The organism is [Mycoplasma] gypis (assembly GCF_016924775.1).
Classification (GTDB): domain Bacteria; phylum Bacillota_I; class Bacilli_A; order Mycoplasmatales; family Metamycoplasmataceae; genus Metamycoplasma; species Metamycoplasma gypis.
In genome coordinates this window covers 40899-66528 of sequence record NZ_JAFFTD010000002.1, presented here as the reverse complement: position 1 = coordinate 66528, position 25630 = coordinate 40899, and the positions used below count along the sequence as shown (strand labels likewise).

The following is a 25630-nucleotide window of genomic DNA, read 5'->3' as shown; positions in this document are numbered from 1 at the left end:
TGTTTTTTAATCTTGATAATTATAACACTTTAATTTTTTTATTAACTAACTAATAAAAATAATTAAAGAGTACAACTTACAACCACTTTTAGATTAAAAATTTTGTTTAAAAAACAAAAAACAACCTCAAAAGAGGTTGTTTAATTATTTATTAGTTTTGAAGTGTTCTTTCATTTGAATCTTCTTCATGAGAAGCTGAGTTTTGGTGTCCTTGTGTAGCTGTTGCTAAGAAGGCTGCCATTTTTTCTACATTAGCTTGTTTAAATAGGTTAATGTATTTTTTATTTAATGTTAATGATTGAACATTTTCATTGATGATTGTGTAGTAGATTGCACGGAATGCTGAGATTTCTGACACTGTTGATTCAGGAAGAGTTTGATCTGATAAGTCAACGTTTCTTGTTGCATCTTGGTAAGCTAAGAAATCGTTAATTGTTTTATCTTCTGCTCCGAATAATTTAATATATCCATCACGTACTCATAGATTTTCTTGAGCTGTTGCGATTTGTTTTGATAATCATTGTGGATCATTTTCGTGTCCATTTAAATTATATGGAGATTCTGCTTTTAGAGCAATTAATGATTGGTAACCTGCTGGTTTTCCTTCCATGTCTGCTTTATATTCTGAATCACTATTTAGTTTTCCTGTGAAGTAGAATTCATCTGTTGAAACACCTAATAATTTTACTAATGGAGTTTCTGCTGTAACATCTGCAGGATTCATTTTGTATCATTCATTTACATAATCATTTAGACGTTTGAAGTTATCAAAGTTATTTGCGATGTAGTGATAATCTGATGTAACTCCGAATGCATAGAAGTCATTGTAAATGTCAACAACTTTTTGTAACATGTTTTGAGCAACGATTTGTCTTAGAGGATCGATATCTGTTTTTCCATATAATGGAGCATATTTATCATATAGAGGGTATACAACATCGTTTGCAAATGCCGAAATTTGACTTCTGTAATTTTCTGAGAATTGGTTTTCTGTCATGTAACGATTGTCAGCGTCATAGAATCTCTTAATTAAATCTTTTAGTTGTGAAATTGAAGTATATGCTTTAACAACTAAGTTTTCTTTAATATTATCTAATAATGCTTTTAATAATTTATCTTGTGATAGATAATTTTCGTTTTGGAAGTTTGCTTCGCCTTCAGTTATTTTATCTAATTGTGCTTGATAATCTGATTTTAAAACGTTTAAGTTTGTTTCATTTGGAAGACTTGCAATAAGTTTTTGAACTTCTGCTTTATCTTTGAAGTAAGCATCTTTAGCGTCTAATAATGCTTTATCTTGTTTAGCTTGTTCAACTGCAGCTTTAACAGCTTCTGTAGCTGCTGAAACTTGTTCTGGTGTAGATGTAGCACCTTCAGCAATTTGTGTTTGTGCTTTAACAGCTTCATCTAAAGTTTTTTTGATGTCTTTATATTTAGGATCTTTTAAATCATCTTTTGAGTAATTGTCAGCTACTGCTTTTTCTGTGTAGAAATCTTTTAATTTATTAGCTTCATCATAAGATTTTTGTAATTCTTTTGTTGCATCAATAACTGTTTGGAAATCTGTTGCTTCTTGTTCAGTAGGAGTAACTTTATCAGATGCTGTTTGTTTAGCTGTAGATAATTTTGCTTTTCCTGATGATTGTTCAGGTAATTGGCTAATTAAAGTGTCAACTTTTTCAACTAATGTATCATAGTCTTTTTTAGCTTTTTGATATTTAGCCTTAACAACAGCGGCATCTAAGTTAGTTTTTGCTGTTTTAAAATTTTCTTCTGTTTGATTTTCAACAGCTCTAACTGACTCATTTTCTTGTTGAATACTATTTTGCAATTCTGTAAGAATTGATTCATAAGGATTTTCAGCAGATTCTTGTCCTTCTTTTGGACTTAATTCTTGTGCTAGTTTTTTAGCTGCAATTAAAGAGCGTAGAAAGTCTTCATAAGCTTTTCTTGTTTTATATACAGGTAATAGAGCTTCAACTTCTGTAGTTTTAGCATTTATCTCATCAACTTTTGCAGAGTTTTCTTTTTGAGTATCTTTTAGAATTTTAACAACTTCTTGTTTTTTATCTTGTAATTCACTATTAATTCTTGCGATTAAAGTTTTGTATGTTTTTTCATCTGCAAGTGCGCCTTTATTTTGTTCTTCAGCTGCTGGAGCTGCTTCAGGTTCTGATGAACCATTTTCTTCGGTTGTTGCTGAACTTTCAGATGCAGCTGCAGGTTGTGCTTGTGGTTGTTCAGCTTCGCTGTCAGTTGATGCTGTATTTTCAGCTGATGTAGCAGGTTGTGTTGATTCTTCTGAAGAAGCTTTTTCTTCTTTAGCGTCAGCTAATGATGCTGTGTCTTCAGCAACATTTTCTGTGTTAAATGCTCATTTTGTAATTGCATTAACTTTTTCATTGTAAGCATTTAAAGCTTTTTCTAGATTTGCTTGGTCTAATGCTGTTTGTAAATCTTTTGTAGCTTGTTCAACTGCTTCTACTGTTGGTTTAGAAGCTTCTTGTTGTTCTTCTGCTGGTTCTGGGTGAACAATTAAGTTTAAAGCGTCAACTTTTGCTTTTAATGAATTTTTAACTTCTTGATCTGAGTTAAATTCATCATATTTTGCTTCAACTTCTGTTTTTTTAGCGTCGAATTTAGCTGTTGCTTCTTCTAATTTAGCAACTTCTAAAGCTTTAATCAAGGCTTCTGCTGCTGCTTTATAGTTAGCTGCAGTTTGTTTTTCTTCCTGATCTACTGTTTGTTCTTGAGCAGTTATTGCATCATTTAATTTAGTTTGAGCAGATTCATCTGTCATTGAATTTTTAAATGTTGTTGCTGCTTCTTTAGAAGCTTCGTAAAGTGATTTGTAAAGTTCTTTGTTAGCATCTTCAATAGCTTTAGCAATTTTATCTGCTGCTTCTTGAATATTTTCTGGTGTTGCTTCTTTATTGTATTCTGTATCATTATCTGCTGATGCAAAAATGTGATCTTCTAATGAAATTTGTTTTACTTTTTCTAGTAATGCACTTGCTTTTTCAGCTGGTGCTGTTGACATTCATTCTGATGCTTTAGCAACTGCTTCTGTATATGGTAAGAATTTAACATCTTCATTTGCTTTGTCTAATGCTGCTTGTAATTCTTTAGTTGCATCCTTGATTGCTTGTAATGATTCATTGAATTTTGATTTGTCAGTTGATTCATAAGCATCGTTAACTTTTTTATCAGTATTTGCTTTTTTATCTGAAAGTTCTTCGTTAATTGTTGCATATTTTGCATCTGAGTGTTCACTTACAAATTGGTCTACTGCAGCGGCAACTTTATCATAATCAGCTTGAACATCTTTACGTTTAGCTTGTTCCATATATTGGATTAATAATTCGATTGAGTGATCGATTGTGCTTGAGTTTGCATCTTTTGTTTCGTTAAATGATTCAGTAACTGTAATTCTTTCTTTTAATTGAGTTTTAGCAGTTTCTGTTTTTAGTCCAGTTTTAATTAATTCTTCAGCTTGCTCTTTAACAACTTGATATCTTGCTAAATTGTATTGTTTTTTAGCGTTTTCTAAATCTGCTAATAATGTTCTTGTTGCTTCTTCAATTTTTGAAGATGTTGTGTTTGCACTTTTTTGTGCTTCTGCTACTTTAGCATCTAAAGTTGTTTTAATTTCAGCGGCTTTTTCAGCAGCTTCTGTTTTTTTGCTTAATTCAGCTGAATAATCATTTGCGTTTTTAACAGCTTCATTTAAGTCAACCATTGCTCTATTAACATCAGCTGTTTTTAATGCTTCTTTTAATTTAGCTGTTTCACCGTTAATTTGAACTGATGTAGCATCTTGTGCTGATACAGCTTCTTTTGTTGATTGTAATGTAGCTTTTAAAGCGTTAACAACACTTTCATATTTTGCGTTGTTTTCATATTTTTCAATAAATACTTTAGCTAATTCTGCATTAGCTGTATATAAATCTTGTTCTTTAGCTTTATTTGCTTGTTCATCAATGTTTGCTTTTTCGGTTTTTGCTGTTTGTAGAGATTCTTTTAAAGATTCTGTAGCAGCTTTAACGTCATTTGTTTTAGATTCAACTTGTTTTAATGTATCAGCTTTAACATTTTTATCTTCTTTAGCTTGTTCTTCTGTAACAACTTTGATTCCAGCAACTACTGCTGATTGATCATCTGAAGCTTTTTGTAGTTTTGTAACTACTGCTGAATATTGACTTTGTGTTAAACCTTCAACATAACCTTTAACTTGTTCAACAACATTTGCGAATGATTTTTTAGCTAATTTAAAGTTTGCTAAAGAAATAGCGTATGTTAAGTCTTTTGATTTTTCTTCAAATGGATATGTTGCGTTTGAATCTGTTTTTTTAGCTTCTAAATAAGCTTTATATTCAGCGTCTTGAGCACTGTAAACTGAATTTAATTCATTTTTAACGTCTGCTGGAGTATCTTTAGAATCGATAATAGCTTTAGCTTGTTTTAATTTATCTGGATATTCTCCAACTAATTTTTGCGCTTCTTTTGCTAGAGCTTCTTTTGCTACTGTTGCTTTTGTAATAGCATCAGAAAGTTTAGCTGTTAAATCTTTGTATTCTTGTGCTGTTGCACCAGATTTTTCATTTAATTTAGAAGCTTCAGCGATTACTGCTGATAATGCATTGTATGCATTTTGGTCATCTTTAACATCTTGTAAAAGTGATCCTGCTTCGTTGTATTTTGCAACGAAAGCTTTTTGTTCAGGACTAGCTTTATCATCACAACTTGCTGCAACGAATGCCACTGAACCGGCAACTGCTGCTGTTGCTAAAAGACCAGTAATAACTGAAACTTTTTTACTTTTTTTCATAATTCTCCTTCTTAAATATAGGATTTAATTTTAAATTTTAGTACATCTTGTTAAATGTGCTATTTCTAATATAGTATTGTATTTTACAATATTTTGTAATTATAGTCTAAAAACTGGTTTTTCAAAACAAGTAATGCTTTTAATACATAGTTTTTTAAAAAAATCACGTAAAAGATTGTAAAAAAACTGACATTTTTTCAGATATACTGAGATTTAAAATATCGAAAAAACATTATAGGTTTGTGCTTGTAAAATACTACTATTTATTTTTTTCAGTTAAATTATAAACTTTTTGTGCTTGTTTTTAATAAAAAACAATTAAATATTGAGTAAAAACACAAAAAGATAAAAAAGATTTTTAAAAAAAATGTGCCTTTGCACATTTTTCAGTAAAGCTTTTAGTTGTTTTCTTTAACTTCGTACACAGAAGCGTATTTTCTGTTACGTCTTGTTTCGTATTTAACAATACCATCTACTAATGAATATAGAGTGTGGTCTTTACCCATTCCAACGTTGTGTCCGGCAAAGATTTTTGTTCCTCTTTGACGGTAGATAATTCCACCTGCTAATGTAAATTGTCCGTCTGCTAATTTAGCACCAAGTCTTCTACCAGCCGAATCACGACCGTTATGGGTAGATCCACCCGCTTTTGTATGTGCCATTCTTAATTACCCCTTAATCTCTTCGATTTTTACTCTTGTATATGGTTGACGGTGTCCTAATTTACGTTTGTGAGTAGATTTTGCATTGTGACGATATACAACGATTTTTTTAGCTTTACCTTGTTTTTCAATAACTCCAGTAACTAAAGCTCCTTTAACATATGGTGCTCCGATTTTGTCATCTAGAACAACAACTTTGTCAAAAGTAACTTTGTCACCAGCTTCTCCTTCAATTTTCTCAATGAAAATTGTTTCACCTGGTTTAACAATTAGTTGTTTTCCACCAGTTTCAATGATTGCGAACATTATAGTCCTCCTTAATTGATGGCTCGCCCTTAAGGTGCTATGCTTAAACCTTTTTGGAACGGTTACAACAAGTAACACAAAAATTATAACAAATTAAATTTTTTTTAAATGTCTTTTATTACTTTATAATGATGTTTTTTTTAAAATTTCAACTTCTTCAGTAGTTAATAATCGAAATTCACCAGGATTTAAATCACTAGGGAGTTTTAAATTACCAAATTTTGTTCTTTTTAAAAAAGTTACTTTTAAATCAAAAAACTCCATCATTCTTTTAACTTGGTGAAATTTACCTTCAGAAATTGTTAAAAAACCACTTTGCTTATCTTTAAAAACAAATTCAGCGGGAAGAGTGAGTTTTTTTTCACCGATGTCAATTCCGCTACTTATTTTTTCATTAATATCATCATTAATAGGTTTATTTACTTCAAGATAATAAGTCTTTTTAACATGTTTTTTTGGATTCAATAACTCATGAAGTAATTTACCATCGTTGCTTACAATCAGTAATCCTTCAGTGTCTTTGTCTAGTCTACCAAATGAAAAATATTTATTTTTATTTAAATTCATTAAATCAAAAATTGTTGGGTGTTTTGCATCTTCATTGGCACAGACAACACCTTGTGGTTTGTTAAGAATATAGTATTGAAATTCAGTATATTCAATAATTTCATCATTAACTTTTATTTCATCTTTTGCATTTACATTAACACTATTTTTAACATAAATACCATTGACTTGTACTTGCTTTTGGGAAATCATTTTTTTAATCTGGCTGCGACTTAACTGTAAACAGTCAGCAAGATATTTTTCTAAACGCATTATGATAATTTTGGCCCAATTGGAATTGGTGTAATTTTATGAGTGTTTTTATCAATTTGTTTTTGTATTTTTCTACCCAATTCTGAATCTACTGATTTTTTATCTTCATAATATGATTCAAAATCATCATAGCTAAAACCAAGTTCTTTTTCATCACTTTGGTCTTCTCATAGATCTGCGCTTGGTTGTTTAGTAATAACCTCTTGCGGAACACCTAAAATTTTAGCCATTATATAGATATCGCTCTTTTTAATTTGTGCGATTGGCAATAAATCACAACCGCCATCACCATATTTAGTAAAATAACCCAATGTATATTCATTTAAATTATCAGTACCAACAACAAGACAGTTATGTTGTTGTGCGCAAGCGTATAAAGAAGTCATTCTTAGACGTGCTTTAATATTTGCTTCGGTAAATTGTTGATCAATTTTTAAGGCTTTTTTTAATTCTTGGAAAGTTTTACCTAATTCAATATATTCAATTTTGTGACCTAGTTTTTTTTCAATTAATTTTGCATCATGAACAGATTTTGAAGGTTTATTTAAATCTTCTTGAATATTAATATTGTATAGATGCAAGTTTTCATTAACTGCTTTTTTACAGATAAAAGCCAGTGTTGCCGAATCAATTCCACCACTCACACCTAAAACAAGTCCTTTTGCATTAGCATTGGCAACTTGTTGTTTTAATCAGTTAACTAAATCTTCAATAAGTAAATTGTATTTGTTAATATCATATTTTTTCGAAAGTTCTTCAATTGTAATGTTTTGTATTTTCATAACCTTAATTTTAAAGACATTTTAAAAAAATAGAATCTAATTTTTGAAATTAGACTCTATTAATTATTTTTTAAATTTTTTAAAAATAAATACTCCTGCTGCTATGGCGATTGCAACAATTGGTAAAATAACCGCTAAGGCAACAATTAAAGATTTATTAACTTTTTTTGTTGGATTTTTCTCGTTAGTTGGAGTCGAAGGACTAGAAGGACTGGTGGGTCTTGATGGACTTTGTGCCGAGTTATCAACGACTGGAAAATTAATTTGATTCAGTTGTTCAAGTGTAAAGGCATTATTATATTGTTCAAGTAATTGGGCTTTTTGGTTTTCAGGAAGTGAATGAATTCTTTTATAGATAGGTTTAGCTACTTTAATAAATTCCTGAATTCGATTATTTTGTTCGATTATTTGTTCAATATTTCTGCTTTCTAAAATTTGTTGTTTGAATGTTTTTGCGTGAACAAAATCTAATTCATTGTCAATCAATTCAACAGCTTTTTGTTTTTGGTTTTGAAGTTTTTCAATTCCATTTAAGGAAGTAACAGCATTATTATATTTTTGAATTTCTTTTGAAAGTAAATCATTATCATCTAAATTAAATGATTTTAATTCTTCTAGAATATCTGAAACTTGAGTTTGAATACTTAAATCTGCATCTTGAAAATTTTGACTAATTTTTAATTGTTCAAAATCATTAACAAGATTTTTAACTTGAAGCATGTTTTGGTTTAATACTTTCATTTTTTGAATTAAGTCTTCATAGCTTGTTTTTTGAACTTCTTTTAATTTTGTTGTTAAAAGTTGTTTTTGGTGTTGCGAAAGTGCTTTAAGTGGTTCAAGACTATTATTAACTGTAAATCTTGGGTAATTATTAAAATATAAATCATTAAATTCTTTTAACTTGTCTTTATTATTAATGTTATTTAATTGTTGAAGTTGTTCTTCTTTATATCAGTTAAAAATTTGGTCATTATTCTTAATAATATTAATCAGTTGTTCTTTACACTCTTCAAAACTCATATTTTCATTAATTTCTTCTCTAATTTGAACTAATTTTTCATATGATGATGCTTGCTTTAATTTCTCAATAATTTGTTTTTTTAATTCTGGTGCAATTACTGAACCTTCTAATAAAAAGTTAATTTCATTATTAATTTTAACGATTTGTGCAATAGGGCTTTTTAAAGAATTTAGCTTTTCAATACTTTCAAGGGAATTAATAATTTGACTATATTCTAAGTTTAATTCAGACAAATTGTGAAATTTATTAACTTCAGATAATAATTGTTCTTTATTTTCACGTAATTCATTATCACCATCTAATTGTTGATAATACATTTGATATTTTTTAATCACAGATTTTAATTGATTTAAATCCAGTGATTCTGAAACAACAAACTCTTTTAATTCGTCATAAGAATTCTTAAAATTGTTTTTTATATTTTCATTACTATTTAAATAAAGTGATGATACAAAAATATTTGTATTTGAAAGTATTGTATTTGCTTCTTTATTTTTAATATTAAACTTTTTAAAAGTTGCTTTATTTTTTTGATACTCTTCTTCAGTTGCTGAATTTAAAAGTTTTTTAAGTGTTTCTTGTTTTTGGGTTGTACTAAAACTATCAAATGTCTTTATTCTATTATTAATAGCATCTTCTGCAATTAAACTCTCTAAAGTATTTTGAGCTTGTTTTAAGTTTTCTAAAGAATTTGAATCTTTAATTAAATTTTGAACTTCATTAATTTGAAAAATAGCTAAATTTGAAACTGTTTTCATTTTTGAATTTAATTGAACTAAAAAAACATTTAGTTCAATAACTGCCGTTTTAGCTTCTTGAACTTTATTATAAAGATCAGTCAAAATATCTAAATTTATTGCACTTTTAGAATCTTGAGTAAGGATATTTTTTATTTCTGTTATTAATTCATTATATTTTTTAATTTCTTGATATTTTGTAAGTTTTACATTTTGCCCCACAAAATCTTTTTCACCATAAAATTTTGAATTAATTTTTTCGCTTTGTTTAATAGCTTCTTTTAATTTAGAGTTTAACAAGGTAAGCTGACTAAATCTATCAATAAAATTTTGCTGTTGATTTGTATTTTTAGAAATTAAAAGACTTGACACTTGAGCGTATAAATACTCTTTTTGAGTCTCTAAAATATCTGAATTTTTAAAATGAGAGTTAATTTTTTGAATAAATGTGTTTGCCAAGTTTACGTCATTATCTATCAATATTTGTTGAGTAGTTAATCATTGAATAGAAGTGCTAATTTCATTATTTTGAGTTAAAGTTTTAATCTTTTTAACTTTATTTTGAAATTCTTGTTTTAATAAATTAAGTTTTTCTATATACTTGCTTAAATTTTGATTTCCATAAAAAATTGGATTAATTAAATCATTAAAATTTCAGTCTTTGCTCAGTAATGACTTGTTTATTTTAATTAAATTTATATCTTGTTTTAATTCTTTTATCTTTCTTATAAGGGAATTTAAAAAATCAAAACTTGTACCATTTTGAGTATTGGTTTGTGTTGCTTCTTGAAGTTGCTGAATTATATTTTTATATTCTGAAAGTATTGCATAATCATTAAATACTGCATTTTGATTTAAATAATCAGAATTTTGCTTCAGTATTTGTTTTATTTCTTCATTTAAAGAAATTAACTTACTAAAGTTTGCAATAAATAATTTTCCTTGCTGCAGGTCTTGTGAATTTAAAATCTTATTTAAGTTCAAAAAGAAATAATTGTTTTGGGTTTGTAAAATGTCGGCTTCTCTATATAGTTGATTAATTTGTTTTAAAAAGTTTATTGCAAATTCAATAGTTGCTTGAATTTCTGCTTTTTGTTTTTGCACTTGAGTAAGAATGTTTTCAATATCATGAACTGAATGTTGAGTTAAAACACTGTTTGAAGCAAGAATATAATCTTGTTTTTTTGCTTTGAATATTGAGTCAAAATCAGCCAATTTTTCATATCCAAAGAATAGTGAAGAAATTAATTCATTAAATTCATGATTATTTAGAATAAATTTTTGAATATTTGTTGAAATTAAATCAAGAATGTTTTTTTGCGTTTCTGAAATTTTTTGAAAAGCTTCTAAATCAATACTTTCTAGTTCTTCATTACTTAAAATTCGTTTAAAACGCTCAGCTAATATTTCGTTTTTTTGTAAAAACTTTTTGACATTTTGCTCTTCAAAAACTAAATTTTCTTGATTGAAAATTGATTTTTGTAATTCGAATTTACTTAAATTGTTTTGAAAGTCAATTAGGCTTGAAGACTGACTGTCATAAAATTTTTTAATTTTATTATATTCATTAACATTCGCTTCAGTTTTGACACCGTTTGTGATTAAAATATTAATTTTTTTAAGAAGTTTTTGATCAATAAAAGTTGTAATATCACCACTTAAATATGAAGTATTGTTGATTTGTTTCTTTAAATTTTCTAATTTTTGTTTTAAGTCATTTAAGTTATTAATATAGTTTCTGTCATGTTGAACTACTAATTGCTTTGTAATAACATTATATTTTCGACTTTGATAATAATTATTGGCTGGTGTCATTTTATAAAACTCTAATTTTACTTTTTGATTAAATAAAAACTTTTGCGATTTTAAAGTTGTAAAACTAGAATTTTTAATTGTTTGTGTTGAAATTTTTTTATTATCAATATAAATATCTAAGTATCAGTTATTTAAATTTTGATTAAAGTTAATTACGTTATCAAAATCATAGAGATTAGAAACTTTAATATCGTTAACAATGGGACCCAATAAACCTTTTTGAACTTGATAATCACTTATATAAAAATTCGTTCTAATAATTTCTTGAACTAATCCAATTCCTGGAAAATCCATGGCAACAACACCTAAATTGTTAAGATTTCTATTTCCTAAATGAGGATTATTCTCGTTTAAATAATTAAAAACAAAGCGATTAATACCTTTAGAGGTTTTCGAAGGTTGAACACCATCTGAATAACTTAAAAAATTAACATATAGACCTTTTTGACGATTTATATCATTTGAACGTGCGAATTATTGTTTGATTAAATTTATTTTATTTTGCTCGCCTCCAGGATTGTAATTATCTTGTGAAGTTTGGGAAAAAAATCATTTTAATGCACCATGTTTGGCACTTGTAGAAATGTTGTGGTGCATATTGTTAATAACAAAGATTTTTCCCCGTAAATTACGAACTGATAAATCTAATTTATCTCACCATAAACCTCCAGGATTTTGAAATAAATAGTTTTGGTATTTTTCGTTTGATAGTGTTTTTTCAAAGTGATTACCCCAGTCACGATGTCATTGTTCTTGATTCTTTCCAATGCTTTCCCCCTCATCTTTAATTCTAAAAATAAGAAATTCACTTGGATTTTGCTTTAAAAATTCTACACTTTGATTAAGAATTGTTTCGAAACTTAAGGCATCTCCTCAAACAGCACCATGTCTTACTTCCATGTTTGTACCAAAACGAAGATCCATGAACCTAATTCCCATTTGTAGTTGTTGAGTAATATTTTTTGACTGTGTTATTGCTCAAGCTCCACCAAAAGTACATGCAATTCCACGACAAGAAAACATCCCAGTGTCATGTGTACCTGGAATACTTAAATCAAAAATAGTTTTGTTATTATCTAAATTTTTCATCCAATTAATAAAATAAGTTGACTCTAAATTTTTAGAATCTGAGTATGCAAAATTAATGTTTTTTGTTCAATCTTGATAATTTGTTGTTGACAAAAAAGTTAAGAATGTAGGTACAGCTAAAGTTGATAATATCGCCGCTGAAATTAATTTGTTTTTCTTATTCATTTTACTCCTTAAATTAATTGTTATTTTTTATATTAATTTAATAATTTATTTCTGATAATATTTTGTAATATAAATTTTATAAAATTTCATATAATTATAGAGTATTTTACATTTAGTGTTAAAAAAGGAGAAAAATATGTCAGGACACTCAAAATGAGCTACAACAAAACACCATAAAGCAGCACAAGATGCTAAAAGAAGTAAAATTTTCCAAAAATTTTCTAAAGAAATCATGGTAGCAGCCGCTTTAGGTGGACCAGATCCAGATGCAAACCCTTCATTAAGAATGGCAGTGGCAAAAGCTAAAGCACGTTCAATGCCAAAATCAAACATCGAAAAAGCTATTCAAAAAGGTGCTGGTGGTTCAAAAGAAGGTTCTAACTTCAAATCATACATCTATACAGCTACAGCTTTTGGTGGAACAAACTTTATTGTAAGCTGTCTAACTGATAATTTTAACCGTCTTTCATCAAACATTCAATTTTATTTTAATAAAGCTAATGGACAAATGGGTAATGGTAAAATTCCTTACACCTTTGATGAACGTGGAGTTCTAGTTTTAGACAAAGCCGATAATTTAAATGAAGAAGATTTAATGATGTTTGCATTAGATAATAATGCTGTTGATTTCATTTCTGAAGATGATCAATATGTAATCTATTCAGAACCAGCTGATTTTATCAACTTAAAAAATGCTTTAGAAAAAAAATTTAATATCGAAAACTTTACAACAGCTGAAATCAGTTATGTTCCAAACATGGAAATTGATATACCTGAAGACAAAGTTGAAAAATTCGAAAACTTCTTAAATACTTTAGAAGATGATGATGATGTTCAAGAAGTTTACCACAACGCTAAATTCCCAGAATAATTAAAACAAAAATCCAGCGCTGCTGGATTTTTGTTTTAGCTTTTTGTGATTTTTCTTTCAAATCTTGAACCAAATGTTTTTTGGCTTTTATCTTTTGAAACAAAATAATAATCAATAACTAATAAGTTTCGTGAACCTTTTGTTGTATATGTTATCGCTGTCGAATTGTTTTCAGCGTCCAAAAATGGTTCTAAATCTCATTGATCAGTAGGAAATAAATTTGGTCTTGCTTGATTAACAATTGATTTAAATCAGTTAAAAATTGATTCTCTAAATTCAGAAGATGTATAATAATCGTTTTTATCAGTAGTTTTATTAATTATTTGCACTAAAGAATCATAATTATCAAAATAAAGTTTTTCTAATTTTGTGTTTTGACCAAAATTTAAAAAATCTTGTCAAATAAATACTTTAGTTTGATTAGATACTGGTTTAGTATTTAAATTTTCTTTAGGACTTAGGGTGTAATTAATAATTAAATAGTTACCATCATAATTTAAATCATCATAATTAATCTCAATATTTTGTTTTTGACGAATATTTCAATTTGGCTTTATAAATTTTGAAATATATTCATTTTTCGTTTGTTGAATCGAGTCTGTATTGGAATTTTTTAATTCAGATTCTGACAAAGTAATTAATTCTTGGTATTTTTGTGCGATTTCTTGAGCGTTCTGGCTATTTAAATAAGTATTAGATGAAAAACTAATTTTCTCTGAATCTTCTAAAAATTCAGAAACTTTATATTTTTTTTCATGAACTACTTTTGCATTGTAGTAAGTAAAATAAATTATTCCACTTAAAGCACCAAAAGATAAAATTCCGACTAAACTTCACAATGCAATAGAAAGTGATTTAGTTTGTTTCTTCATTTTTTGCTACTTTTTTACGGTATCAAGTTCTTGGTTTTGCATCAGGATCAGGTTTCACAAATTTACAGCTTGGGAAACCTTCACATCCTATGAATCTTTGTTTATTAGATTTATTGTAACGATAAAGTAATTCACGATCACAGTTTGGACATTTTTCATTAACGTATTGTTTATCAAGTGATGAAACTGTCATATTTTGTGAAGCTGTTTCAAAAACTCTTTGAAAATCAGTTCAGAAGTCATCCATAACTTTACGAAAATCTAAATCTCCTTCGGCAATTTTATCTAATTCCGCTTCAACTTCAGAAGTATATTCCTCATTGATAATTTCTTTAAAATTCTCAACCAATTTTTCATTAATAACTTTTCCAAATTCAGTAGGTACTAAACTATTTTTTTGTCTTTCAACAAAAAGACGTTTTTTAATAACACTAATAGTTGTTGCAAATGTTGAAGGGCGACCCACTTTAATTTCGTCAAGCATTTGGATTAATGATCCTTCTGTATATCTTGCTGGTGGTTGAGTTTGTTTCTTTTCGTGAATATATTTAAAGACTGGGATTTTTTGCCCGATTTCATAAACTGGGATTTTTTTAGAATCTTCTTCAGCTTTTTTAACTAATGAATAACCATCAAAAATAATCTTTGAAAAAGACATTTTATAACCATATCCACCATCAGCTAAATCATATTGATAAAATTCTCTAACTGGCGGTTTCATGATTGACATTAAAGTTTTGTTATAAATTAATTCATATATATAAGCGTGTTGAGCACTTAAATTATGTTCTGCACGAGCTTGTTGAGGACTTAAATCAAGTGAAGTTGGTCTGATGGCTTCGTGGGCGTCTTGTTGACCACTAAATCCTTTAACATTTTCAGCCACAAATTCTTTTCCATATTTATTAGCTACAAATTCTTTAGCTGTTTCAATAAAACGTTGCGACATTCTTGTTGAATCAGTTCTTGGATAAGTAATAAGTCCATATTCAAAAAGCTTTTGAGCAGCTTCTTGAACAATTTTTGAAGAATATTTTGCTTCCTTATATAGTACTGATTGTTTAAATGGTGTAATTTCAGAATCGCGTCTTTGTGAAACTTTAAAATCTTTTACTTCTAAAGTATTAGTTTTATTATCTAACACACTACTTGCTATTTCAGGAGTTAATCATGTATTTTTTTCAAGAACTGATGGCTTTAAGTAACAATCAGCTGTAATGTCTCCATCAATTTTAGCTTGGACAGTTTCATATTTAACCGGAATAAAAGCTTCAATTTCTTTTTCTTTATCACAAACTAATTTCAGTGCGATTGATTGTACCCTTCCTGCAGAAGGTATTGTTGGTGCATTTTTAGTAGTTTGTTTCATTAATTTTGATAATTTAAAACCGATAATACGATCAAGCATTCTTCTTGCTTTTTGAGCTGCAACTAAATCATTATCGATTTCTTGAGGATTAGCAATTGCTTCTTGAATTGCAGTTTTAGTAATTTCATTATATCTTACTCTTTTATATTTATCGGCAATGTCTAAATAATCGACAAGGTTTTGAGCTATGGCTTCTCCTTCTCGATCAGGGTCAGTTGCAATTAAAACTTCAGAAGCTTTCTTAGCTGCCTCTTTTAGTTTTTTAACAATTGCTTTTTTATTAGTTTCAATATTATATTTAGGTTCTCATGTTTCTAAATTTATTCCTAATTGTCCTTGTCCTGAGACTGATAATTTTAAAATATGACCGTTTGAAGCCATAACTTTATACTCTTCTCCTAAATATTTTTGAATTGTTTTTTCTTTATTTGGAGATTCGACGATTAATAATTTATACATATAAGCAATCTTATTACAAAATTGTTTTTTTTCAAACAATTATTTTTATTCTGCTTTTGAAAAAAACAAAAAAGAAGGTTTGTAACCCTCTTTTTTTAAATTATTCTGACAATAAATTTTCTAAATTATCAATGTGAATTCTTGAAGTATATTCTGCATCAGCAAGTAAAGGAGCATGACCTATTCTAAATAAGAAAGGAATATAACTTAAAATTAAATCATCACCTTCAACACTGTATTCAATATCTTGTCTTGCGTTAATTCATCTTCCGTTTTCAAAAGTTGGATTAATTGGATTAGCTAATTGATAATCTTGACTTGGTTGTTCAAAACCATCTTTAAATTTAATAACAAGATTATCTTCTGAATCTTTTTCATCTCTAGTTAGTTGGAATTCTTGTCCAACAACAATTCCACCTTTTCTATGATAGAAAACTAATTTTTTATTATTTTTAATAGCTTGAATCAAGCTATCTTTGTTCTCTTCGACAACAACAAGAGCATCTTTTGTTTGTTTGGCTCAAGCATTAACTAAATTCTTTAGAATAGATTCAGTATTTATTGATGATGAATATATATTTTTTGAAATATATGCTTTTTTGCTTTCGCTATCAAAAACTGCTTTATAAGAAATTGTGATTTGTTTTTTATTTTGTTCAACTGTTAGCTTGGTATTATCATCTCCTATTCCTAACAGACCAACAAAGAATTTATTTTCATCATTAAGTTGTAAATTAAAAACATATTTTTTGTCTTCGTTTTCTTTAAAATAAACTTTTTTAGCGTTGATGTCGTAATATAAATCTGGCATTTCCTTTTTAGAAAATAATACCATTAAGTTTTTATTTTCGCTTGCATCAGATACTAAAACATTATTAAGGTTTTTGTTCGCTCATTTATCTTGATCTTCTTTAAATGCTCCAAAGTTGTCACATGAAAGTACAATTAATGGTGTTGACGCCGCAACTAGCACAGGCAATGATATAAGTAATTTTTTAATTTTAAACATATTTTTCCCCTTTATTTTCTTGTTTTTAGTGTAATAAAAACCTGAGCAATCGAGCTTAGGTTTGTATATTATATAGGTTATTTTTTAATAAGCAAAATAAATTCTTTTTTACCTTTTTTAAGAAATGCATAAGATTGATTAAAGTGATTAAAAGAAATATATTGATTTTCATCTTCAATAGTTTGTGTGTCAACACTTAAGGCTTTATTATTTAAAAATTCACGAAACTCACGTCTTGAACCTACAATTTGATTATTAACCATTAAATCAATGATAGTTTCACCTTTATACTCAACAACTTTTAAGAAACCTGCTAATAATTTAATATCTTCATTTGTTAAATTTAAAATGTCGTTTTCAAAAAGTTTTTGTGAAATTTCACGACATTGTTTAGCAATTTCAGTTGAGTGAATAATTTCAACAGTGTGGAACGCTAATTCTTTTTGTGCAAGTCTTGATTTTTTATCATCTTGAGATTTGGCAACAATTTCTTTAATTTTATCTTGTTCTAGTAAAGTTAATCAATTTAACAGTTTTTCAACATCATCATCTCTTTGGTTAATTAAAAATTGGTATAAAGAATAGGGGCTTGTCATATTTGCATCAAGCCATAAACTTCCACCACCATATGATTTTCCAATTTTTTTACCGTTTGAATCAGTTAATAAATTACATGTTATTCCAATAGCTTTATGATCATCACCATGTAAAGTTTTAATTATTTCTAATCCTGTTGTAATATTTCCCCATTGATCACTTCCACCAAGTTGAACACAAACATTTTGATTTCTATAAAGTGTTTCGAAGTCATATCCTTGAATCAATTGATAACTAAACTCAGTAAATGACATTCCGTTTTTAAGTCTCTGTTTTACTGATTCCTTAGCCAACATATAATTAACATTAATGATTTTTCCATTGTTTTTTAAAAAATCTAAAAAACCAAGATTTTTATAAAAATCATAGTTGTCAATCACTTCTAAACCAAAGCTTTCTAGTTGATTTTTAATGTGTTGCTTATTAGTTAACAGTGTGTTGTTGCTCATTTCTTTTCTTTCATCATCGCGAAAAGAAGGGTCTCCCACCATTCCTGTTGCTCCTCCAACTAAAGCAATAGCACGATATCCAGCATTTTTAAAACGTAATAAGTTAACGATGTGAATATAGTTACCTAAGTGAAGTGATTGAGCTGTTGGATCAAAACCAGTATAAACAGCTGCAGTTTTATCTAAAATATCTAGTTTTTCAGTTTTGGAAATATCTTTTAGAATTCCGCGGTTTTTTAATTGTTCAATTATTTCTTTCATTGTTGTCTCACTTTAAATTATTTATATATAATATGATTATTATATTTTAACATAGTGAAATTACTAATTGATAATAAAGGAGTATAAAATGAAAATTGCTTATGTTGTGGACTCTAGCTGTGGGCTTACTAAAAAACAAGCCGAAGAGCTAGGATGATTTTATATTCCAATTCAAATTGAAATAGATAATAAAATATATCTAGATGGTGTAGATATTGATGCTCAAACAATTTGAAATATTCAAAATACCAACTCTAGTGTAAAAACATCAGCTTCACGCCCTCAAGATGTTATAGATGTTTTAAGCTCAATAGGGCCTGAATACGACAAGATTATTATTTATCCAATCAGTAAAAATCTTTCAAGTCAATATTCTTCGCTAAAAATGATTCTTGAAGAAATCCACCCTGACAAGCGCGCTTATGTAATTGAATCCAAAAAGATTTCACACGCAATTTGTCTGGATATCTTTAAATTCCAAAAAACGTTAGAACAAGGTCATGACTTTGTAAAAAGTCTGCAAATTTTTGACTTACCACAAGCAAAAACTTTATTAATTCCATTTACAAATGAGGCCCTTGTACGTGGTGGTAGATTAACTCCAGCAGCAGCTAGTGTTGCTAAATTACTAAAAATTGTTCCAATTATTGAATTTAGTGAAGAAGGAAAGCTAGAAAAATATTCGAAGGGACGTATTTTCGATAAATCGGTTGTAAAAAATGCAAAAGAAATTTTTAGCGACAATGGTGATGATTATTACTTTGTTTTTAACAATGCGGCAAACGATCAAATCGATAATTATATTAATAAAATTCTTGAAGAAACCAACCAATCCAAAGCTGTACTAATGCCACTTTGTCCAACTATTTCAATTCACACAGGAAAAGGAGCAATTGCTTTTAGTTACTTACAAGTTGAAAAACAAGAATTAGAAACTCTTAAAAAATTTTCAAGAATTTTTAAAAAATAACAAAGGAATAACATGAATTTAAGCATTGAATTTGTTGCAAAAAAAATGCAACTAAAAGAAGAACAAGTTGAAGTTGTTCTGAACTTTTTATCTGAAGGAGCAACTGTTCCTTTTATTAGCCGTTATCGTAAAAATGTAACCGGCGGACTTGATGAAGAACAAATTGAAGAAATTGACAAACTTTACAAATACAATACCGAATTAAATAAACGTAAAGATGCAATTATTGAAATTTTGACCGAAAAGCAACTTTTAACTGATGATATTAAACAAAAAATTCTTCTTGCTGAAACCAAACAAGAAGTTGAAAACATTTATGAGCCATTTAAAGTTGGTAAAAAAACTAAAGCTACCGAAGCAATTGCTCTTGGTTTAGAACCACTTGCGAAAGAAATTTTTGAACAGCAAAATCCTAAGTTTAATCCATATCAAGAAGCAAGAAAATATTTAAACGACAAAATTAGCAGCGAAGAATTTGCTATTGAACAAGCTAAATACATTATTTCGCAATGAATTAGTCAAGATATTGATACAAGAAATTATGTTAAAAATCAAATTTTAAATTTCGGTTTTATCGTTACAAAAATTAAGAAAAATGCAAAAGATGAAAAAGAAACATATAAAGATTTTTATGACTACAAAATTAAAGTTAGTTCAATTCAAAATCACCGAATTTTAGCAATTCAAAGAGCTGAAAACGAAAAAATTGTTTCTTACGATTTTGAATATAATCTTAAAAAGATTACATATGATTTAAATAATAAGTTTTTCAAAATCAAAACAACCGGAAAAATTATTTCTGAATCAATCCTTGATGCTCTTGACCGTTTAATTTTGCCTTCAATCGAAAGAGAAATTAAAAGTGATCTTTTTGATAAAGCTCAAAAAGCGGCAATTGAACTATTTTCAAAAAATCTCGAAGATATGCTTCTTGCTCCCGCTGTTAAAAACAAGACAATTCTTGCTTTAGATCCAGCTTACGTTAATGGATGCAAAATTGCGGTGATTTCAAAAACTGGTCAAGTTTTGGAAGTTCAAAAAATTTATCCTAACCCACCTAAAAATCAAATTAAGGAATCAGCTGACGTTGTTTTAAGATTAATTAACAAACACAGTGTTGATATTGTTGTTATTGGTAACGGTACTGCTTCACGTGAAACTGAAACATTTATTGCTAAATTAATTAAACAAGCTAAACTAGAAAACATTTACTGAGCAATTGTTTCTGAAGTTGGTGCTAGTGTTTATTCAGCATCAAAAGGAGCAATTAAAGAGTTCCCTGACTTAAGTGTTGAAGAGCGTAGCGCAATTAACATTGGTCGTAAGTTCCAAGATCCTTTAAATGAGTTAGTAAAGATTGATCCTAAATCTATTGGTGTGGGTCAATATCAACATGATGTAAATCAAAAAGAATTATCAGAAGCATTAACCTTTAAAGTTAACAAAGTTGTTAACCAAGTGGGTGTGGATATTAACACAGCCACTGAAGAAATCCTTACTTATGTCAGTGGTTTGAGCGCTAAAACTGCTGCAAACATTGTTTTACACCGTGAAGAAAACGGTAGATTTGTTGATCGTAAACAAATAAAAGATGTTAAGGGTTTAGGAGCAAAAACATACGAACAAGCAATTGGTTTCATGCGTATTCATGACTCAAAAAACTTTTATGATCGTACTCAAATTCACCCTGAAAGCTATAAACTAGCTGACAAAATTGTTAAAGAATTAAATATTGATTTAAATAATATTGATACTGAAAACTTAAAGAAAATTAACAAAGAAGAACTTGCGCAAAAATTAGACTCAAACAAATATGATATTGAGCTAATTTTAGAAGCTTTTATTAACCCTACAAAAGACATTCGTGACTCAAAAGAAGGTTTATTACTGCGTCAAGATGTTTTAGATATTAACCAAATTAAAAAGGGTGATGTTTTTGAAGGTAATGTTGAAAATATCACTGACTTTGGAGCGTTTGTTTATATCGGAATAAAACAATCAGCACTAGTTCATATCTCACAAATGTCTGATAAAAAAATCTTACACCCTTCTGAAGTTCTTTCAGTAGGTCAAAAAGTAAAAATTGAAATTTTAGACATTGATATTGAACGCTCAAGAATTTCAGCAAAGTTAATTTACTAATTTTAGATCTCGATTTTTTCGAGATTTTTTATTTTTTTATTTAGTATCTAATAAAATTTATATAGTTATAAACGGAGGATATATGAACACAAAAGACAAAACTTTAAGACAGTTGTACATTGATAAACTGGATGAGATTTCAAATTCAGTTTTTAATGAAGATCAAAAAACTTTAACAAGACACATTTTAAATTCAGTTGATGAACGTGAAGTGCAAAATGTTTATCAATTACTTTTACAAAGAGTAAAACTTGGTTTAAGATTTGACGTTTCACCAACACCAATCATAGATAACCAATATGTTACTTTATTAAAAAGAAACGAAAAACTTTCAATTGGAGACCAAACCAAACAAAGAAATAAAAATATGTTTATTATCGGAGAAAATTTCGATGTTTTAAATAATTTAATATTAGTAGAGAGAGAGAGAGAGAGAGAGAGAGAGAGAGATTCTTCGAATCTAAGTATGATGTAATCTATATCGATCCTCCCTATAATACTGAAAAATCTTCAGAAGAAGGTAATAGCAATAATTCTTTTTCTGATGAGAAGGAAACAAAGAATAATTCTGGAAAATTTGTTTATCGTGACAAATTCGCAAGAACTGGTTGACTTAACTTAATGAACGATAGACTTTTAAAGGCTAAAGAACTCCTAAAAGATGATGGGGTTATTTTTGTTAGTATCGATGACAATGAACAAGCTTATTTAAAAGTTCTGATGGATGAAATTTTTGGAGAAGAAAATTTTATAAGTAATATTTCTGTTATTAATAACTTAGGTGGTCGTTCTGATGAAATAAATTTCGCAACCGCTAATGAATATTTACTAGTTTATGCAAAAAATCATAATTATTTAAAAATTAATGGATTAGAAATTTCTGAAGATATTATAGATAAAGAGTATAAATATAACGATGAAAATGGTTTATATAAAAAAATTTCATTTATAAAAACAGGAAATGAGTCCAATAGAGAAAATAGACCTAATATGTTTTATCCTATCTTGGCTAAAAATAATAGTTTATTTTCTATCACTCAAGAAGAGTTTGATTCATTGTATATTGACGGAAAATTTAATGATTTGTTCTTAGAGACTTTAATTCAAAAATACGAAAGTCTAGATTACAAGGTTTTCTTGCCTAAAGATAAAAATGGTAATTTCAAAAGATGAAGATGAGGTTTTGAAACTTATAATAAAGAAATTTTAATGTATCCATCCAATATAATTCTTGATAATAATAGTGTCAAAACAAAAATTAGGGCAACTTTAGAAAATGGAAGCATAAAACAATTAAAAAATAAAACCGTTTGGTATAAGTCCACATATAGTACAAATTCTGGAACAACATTATTAAATACTATATTAAATAATAATAAATTTCCATTTCCAAAATCCTTAGATTTTTTGAAAGATTTGTTACTAATACACACAAATAAAAATGCGAAAATTTTAGACTTTTTTTCAGGTTCAGCAACCACAGCTCATGCGGTGTGAGAACTGAACAGACAAGACGGTGGAAACAGAACATTTACTATTGTTACAAATAATGAAAATAATATTGCTTTTGATACAACATATGAAAGATTACACCGTATTTCTAAGGGTGTTTCAACTGATGGAAAAAACGATTTTGATTGATTAAAGAAAAATGAACCTTACCATAAAGACTTTGAAGTTTATGAAACTCAACAATTTAAGGTAGATATCAATCAAAAAAATCTTGATGAGCCTTTAAATTTATTGGAAAAAGAACTTAGAGAACTGTCTTTAATGGAAGACTACACAAAAGAAGAATTATTAATAAAAATGAGAGATCTTTACTCATTTAAAAAGGAAGAAAAGGATGGAACTAACTAAAACACAATCAAACGCTGTTGAAAAAATTGTTTCAACATTTGATTTTTATAATAATAAAAAAACAGCTCTAACGTTTAAAGCTCCAACTGGTAGTGGTAAGACATTTATGATTGCAAATGTTATTGATAAAATGCTTTTAAGTAAGCCAATTGACCTAAAATTAGTTTTTGTTTATATGATTATTTCAGATGCGAGATTACCTTACCAAATTCTATATAGTTTTAATAAATATAAAAAATACTTAAATAATAACAATATTGAAATTAAATTAATTGAATCACCTTCAGTTAGTACTAATAAGGTAAAGGATTTTAGTGCTTCTATTAATGCAAAGGACGATAGTGTTCTAATTATGGGACTTAGTTCTTTTGGGGCTACAAGAATTTTTACTGAACAAGAGATTCTGGATTCTTTTTTAGAAGAATTAAAAACAAGAAGCGACTTAAAATTAGTGTACATTCGCGATGAAGCTCACAGAGCGAATTCAAGAGTAAACAAAGATGATGCAGAAAAGAAACTAAAAACTGACACAAAATTAAAAAATGCAGCAAGTTTTGTCATTGAAATGACAGCGACACCAAAAGAAATTAACGAAAATTTTGTTGAAATTACTGAAGAAGACTTAAAAAACGACGAAGTAAAACTTTTAAAAGAAAATCTTGTTTTTAATAGTGGTTTAAATGACAATTATGAACTATCTTCAATTGATAGTTTTGATTTTTTAGATGTTGCAATTCAAAAATTTAAACAAATCAAGGAAGAATACAAAGATCCTCATGATAAATGGGGACTAAAAAGAATAAATCCCGCAATGCTAATTCAATTTGACAATAAAACAAAGGGTAGAGAAAAAGAATTCGAAGATGCTAAAAATAAAATCATTAAAAAATTGCAAGATAATAAGCTAAGCTATGCAATTTATTTTTCAGATGAAAAAGTTAATTCAGATGAAAGGGATGTTGCAAATTTAGAAGATATTTCTAAATCCAATAGTAGTATTGATGTTATTCTTTTTAAAGTTGGACCAGCCGTTGGTTGAAATATTCCCCGTGCTTGTATGTTAGTACAATTAAGAAACGTCAATTCTGAATCTTTAAATATTCAAACAATTGGAAGAATTAAACGTAATCCTAATCCTGGTTTTAAAGAAAATTGAAACAATTCAAACCCTTCATATCACTACTACATTTATTCAAATAATCTTTTAAGTGAAAAATCATTTTTTAACTTTAAAGTCAAAAAAGAATACAAAAACATTTTATTCCCACAAGGAAATATTTCTAGAGAAACAATTTATAACTTTAAAGGTTCAATTGAATACAAGGAAGAAATTAAGAGTGTTTTATGAAAGAATGAAGCCAATATAATTCAACAAGCTAAGAAAATTTTGAGTGAATATGAAAACACTAACAAAATAATTGTTGAAGAAGAAAGTATTCAAAATTCAGAGAATAAATTAATTAAAAAAATTGTTACAAATGCTATTGAGCTTTATTTATACAACAATGAAATACAACTAAATTTTGAAAAAGTATACTGAAATAAAAATCTTTCGTTAGAATTAGATGGAGAAATTAATAAGTTTCAACTAAAACATAGCTTTTTAACCACAGGAATAATAAAATATGTTTTATTTAAACTTTACAGCGACAAATTAACAAAAGTTTATAAAAAATACATGTTAAATGGAGATAAAACTGATTTTTATAAAATTAATAAAAATTACGCACTCCCTGAGAGAATAACTGATATTTTAGATATACGAAATGCTTCACACAATCCTTTAAATACTTCTAAATATTTTGGTTTTTGTTGAAAAAATAATATTGTTTCTAAAAATAATGCATTTGAACCAGAGTATATACCTTTTATAAAAGAAGTTGAAGAAGTAACAAAGAAATATGATATTTTCATTGCTGAATCATTGCCTGAAAAAGAGTTTTTAGAAAATATTGGTATTGATAACTTTAAACAAATATTAACAAAAAACACAAAACTAGAAATCAGCAAAAAACAGACAAAGGAATATCAATGAGTGGAAAAATCAATACCGATTTTTAAAAACCCAGTTAAGATGGGAATTGGTTTTGATTATATTGATAGCAACTATCAAATTAGAAAATCTTTCCCTGATTTTGTTTTCGTTATTGGAAACCATTATTTATTTATTGAAGTTAAAAGTAAAAATGATTACGACAGTATGAAAACTCAAAAGATTCTTGAGTCTTACGAAAAATATATTTTAGCTAATAATCAAGCAAAAGAAAAATTGGACATAACATTTGTAATTTGTCAGTATGAAAATAAAAATAATGTTTGATTCACAAAATTACTTGGTTTTTCTAGTTCACAAAAAATTAACAATTCTTTAAATGAAAGCGAAGAAAACAAATATTCTAATTTAGAATCTTTAATAAATGACATTGTTATTCAACAAGGTTTAAAGTCCTTTTAAAGCTTTATTAGTAATTTTAAAGATTTTATGTTATAATAGTACTGATTCGGCTAGACAGCCTGGCTGGATTTATTTAATAAATGTCTTACCGA

The 25630-nt window shown here is 27.8% G+C and carries 17 protein-coding genes; 6 read left to right on the top strand and 11 right to left on the bottom strand.

Features of this window, described 5'->3' with window-relative positions; genetic code table 4:
• Positions 1–151: 151 nt before the first annotated feature.
• The 7 genes from JV175_RS01955 to JV175_RS01925 all read right to left on the bottom strand — a co-directional run bounded on the left by JV175_RS01955 (position 152) and on the right by JV175_RS01925 (position 12224).
• Positions 152–4828, bottom strand: coding sequence for a hypothetical protein (locus tag JV175_RS01955; RefSeq protein WP_205498801.1), 4677 nt, complete (start codon positions 4826–4828; stop codon positions 152–154).
• Between the two features lie 398 nt (positions 4829–5226).
• The gene (gene rpmA, locus JV175_RS01950; protein ID WP_205498799.1) at positions 5227–5490 is read right to left on the bottom strand and encodes a 50S ribosomal protein L27; all 264 of its coding nucleotides are present in this window, start codon (positions 5488–5490) and stop codon (positions 5227–5229) included.
• Positions 5491–5496: 6 nt separating this feature from the next.
• Positions 5497–5796, bottom strand: a complete 300-nt coding sequence (gene rplU / locus JV175_RS01945; RefSeq protein WP_205498796.1) for a 50S ribosomal protein L21 — start codon at positions 5794–5796, stop codon at positions 5497–5499.
• Positions 5797–5919: 123 nt separating this feature from the next.
• Positions 5920–6615 (bottom strand): pseudouridine synthase, encoded by a 696-nt coding sequence (locus JV175_RS01940; protein WP_205498794.1) that lies wholly within the window; start codon positions 6613–6615, stop codon positions 5920–5922.
• Positions 6615–7397 (bottom strand): NAD(+) synthase, encoded by a 783-nt coding sequence (gene nadE / locus JV175_RS01935; RefSeq protein WP_205498792.1) that lies wholly within the window; start codon positions 7395–7397, stop codon positions 6615–6617. The genes JV175_RS01940 and nadE overlap by 1 nt, the downstream gene beginning before the upstream one ends.
• Positions 7398–7460: 63 nt before the next feature.
• Positions 7461–11264: a hypothetical protein gene (locus tag JV175_RS01930; protein ID WP_205498791.1), complete on the bottom strand. Its 3804-nt coding sequence runs from the start codon at positions 11262–11264 to the stop codon at positions 7461–7463.
• Positions 11265–11444: 180 nt separating this feature from the next.
• Positions 11445–12224, bottom strand: a complete 780-nt coding sequence (locus JV175_RS01925; protein WP_205498789.1) for a phosphatidylinositol-specific phospholipase C domain-containing protein — start codon at positions 12222–12224, stop codon at positions 11445–11447.
• A gap of 136 nt (positions 12225–12360) precedes the next feature.
• On the opposite strand from JV175_RS01925, the gene JV175_RS01920 reads away from it, so the two are divergent.
• Entirely contained in the window at positions 12361–13095 is a 735-nt protein-coding gene (locus JV175_RS01920; protein WP_205498787.1) for a YebC/PmpR family DNA-binding transcriptional regulator, read from the top strand.
• Between the two features lie 35 nt (positions 13096–13130).
• Here the strand turns inward: JV175_RS01920 and JV175_RS01915 are convergent, their stop codons facing one another.
• The 4 genes from JV175_RS01915 to tyrS all read right to left on the bottom strand — a co-directional run bounded on the left by JV175_RS01915 (position 13131) and on the right by tyrS (position 18111).
• Positions 13131–13967, bottom strand: a complete 837-nt coding sequence (locus JV175_RS01915; RefSeq protein WP_205498785.1) for a hypothetical protein — start codon at positions 13965–13967, stop codon at positions 13131–13133.
• The gene (topA, locus tag JV175_RS01910) at positions 13951–15795 is read right to left on the bottom strand and encodes a type I DNA topoisomerase (RefSeq protein WP_205498784.1); all 1845 of its coding nucleotides are present in this window, start codon (positions 15793–15795) and stop codon (positions 13951–13953) included. The genes JV175_RS01915 and topA overlap by 17 nt, the downstream gene beginning before the upstream one ends.
• A 100-nt stretch (positions 15796–15895) precedes the next feature.
• Positions 15896–16804 carry a hypothetical protein gene (locus tag JV175_RS01905; protein ID WP_205498782.1) on the bottom strand — a complete coding sequence of 303 codons (909 nt, stop codon included), beginning with the start codon at positions 16802–16804 and terminating at the stop codon, positions 15896–15898.
• A 77-nt stretch (positions 16805–16881) separates the two neighbouring features.
• On the bottom strand, positions 16882–18111 hold the full coding sequence (tyrS, locus tag JV175_RS01900) for a tyrosine--tRNA ligase (protein WP_205498780.1): 1230 nt from the start codon (positions 18109–18111) through the stop codon (positions 16882–16884).
• 88 nt (positions 18112–18199) lie between these two features.
• Between tyrS and JV175_RS01895 the strand changes: the two genes are divergently transcribed.
• The 5 genes from JV175_RS01895 to JV175_RS04380 all read left to right on the top strand — a co-directional run bounded on the left by JV175_RS01895 (position 18200) and on the right by JV175_RS04380 (position 25538).
• A complete protein-coding gene (locus tag JV175_RS01895; protein ID WP_205498778.1) occupies positions 18200–19081 on the top strand; it encodes a DegV family protein in 882 nt (293 codons plus the stop codon).
• A gap of 12 nt (positions 19082–19093) precedes the next feature.
• Complete coding sequence (locus tag JV175_RS01890; protein ID WP_205498776.1) at positions 19094–21223, top strand: Tex-like N-terminal domain-containing protein; 2130 nt, start codon at positions 19094–19096, stop codon at positions 21221–21223.
• Positions 21224–21305: 82 nt separating this feature from the next.
• Complete coding sequence (locus tag JV175_RS01885; RefSeq protein ID WP_205498774.1) at positions 21306–21698, top strand: type III restriction endonuclease subunit M; 393 nt, start codon at positions 21306–21308, stop codon at positions 21696–21698.
• Positions 21635–23083, top strand: coding sequence for a site-specific DNA-methyltransferase (locus tag JV175_RS01880; protein WP_205499123.1), 1449 nt, complete (start codon positions 21635–21637; stop codon positions 23081–23083). The genes JV175_RS01885 and JV175_RS01880 overlap by 64 nt, the downstream gene beginning before the upstream one ends.
• A complete protein-coding gene (locus JV175_RS04380; RefSeq protein ID WP_205498772.1) occupies positions 23070–25538 on the top strand; it encodes a DEAD/DEAH box helicase in 2469 nt (822 codons plus the stop codon). Before JV175_RS01880 ends, JV175_RS04380 begins: the two co-directional genes overlap by 14 nt.
• Positions 25539–25630: the final 92 nt, after the last annotated feature.